Raw genomic sequence first — 590 nt, forward strand, 5'->3', positions numbered from 1 at the left:
GACTCAGTACGCACAACGCCTGCATAACACGTTTACTACTATGCAATTATACTTAATATTGACGCCTTAAAACGAGAAACACCCGGCAAACTGAGATTGCCGAGTGTAGTAAATCGTGTTGATGCATTTGTTATGTGTGTACTCATGAATCAAATATTTCACTTCTAATGGGACCCAAAAACATTGATTACTGTAGGACTGATTTTTAACGAAGAAAATCTAATTCTTTTGCCGTTTTTGTAGGAATGAACTCGATTACATCATATTCCGCTAAACCGTGTTTATTAAACGGGTCATCAGCTAAGATTTTATTTAGTATATCCACACTATCTACGGTTGCTAAAATTACACCACCAACTCTTGGAACTTTTCGACCAGAGGCAATAAAGTGCCCTAATTCATATTGATTATCTAAATATTTAATATGTTCATCCAGATACTTTTCAACGTCGCTCATTTCACAAATATACGTCAACGAAACTACAAACATCTCTTTCTCTCCATAAATACACCTAGTTCATAATGCTCGTATAAAGACTTAGAATCAAGCTTATAATAGTAATGCTAAACAAACACATAACGCCTGCATA

1 protein-coding gene is annotated in these 590 nt (G+C 34.9%); it reads right to left on the reverse strand.

Annotated features, from left to right (window positions below; translation table 11 throughout):
• Positions 1–205: 205 nt before the first annotated feature.
• The gene (locus A6E06_RS18470) at positions 206–490 is read right to left on the reverse strand and encodes a YciI family protein (RefSeq protein ID WP_065594264.1); all 285 of its coding nucleotides are present in this window, start codon (positions 488–490) and stop codon (positions 206–208) included.
• Between the last annotated feature and the right edge of the window lie 100 nt (positions 491–590).

It is taken from the genome of Aliivibrio sp. 1S175 (genome assembly GCF_001690985.1).
GTDB lineage: Bacteria > Pseudomonadota > Gammaproteobacteria > Enterobacterales > Vibrionaceae > Aliivibrio.

Excerpts from the sequence above, each read along its gene's own strand:
- A6E06_RS18470 (WP_065594264.1), bottom strand. The coding sequence starts at position 490 with ATGTTTGTAGTTTCGTTGACGTATATTTGTGAAATGAGCGACGTTGAA.